1 protein-coding gene is annotated in these 300 nt (G+C 33.7%); it reads right to left on the reverse strand.

Translation table 11 applies throughout. From position 1 onward, the window contains the following. Positions 1-116: 116 nt before the first annotated feature. Positions 117-300: SGNH/GDSL hydrolase family protein (locus C1G53_RS11175; protein ID WP_419579793.1), on the reverse strand; the 184-nt coding region annotated here is incomplete at its 5' end.

The raw sequence follows: 300 nt of genomic DNA on the forward strand, positions 1-300 counted from the left end.
AATCGTAGGCCAATGATTCCAAAAATCAATAAGACCAATAAACTGATTTGTTTTATTAAATCTCTTTTTACCATAATCTCTCCATTTCACTAGTATTATACCACAATTTAGAGCCATTAGTGTCTGAGATGCTGGTAAATCTCTTCAGCAATAACTTGATTTCCTAACGGTGTCAAATGAAGACCATCGCTATAGTATTCAAGATGTCCCTCCGTCACAGTGTAAAGGTTAATAACTGGTAAACCAAGTTCGTTTCCGATAGCTGGGATAATTTTTTGTAATTCATCTTCAATAATTTGA

The sequence above is a fragment of the Streptococcus suis genome (assembly GCF_002960445.1).
GTDB classification, from domain to species: domain Bacteria; phylum Bacillota; class Bacilli; order Lactobacillales; family Streptococcaceae; genus Streptococcus; species Streptococcus hyiners.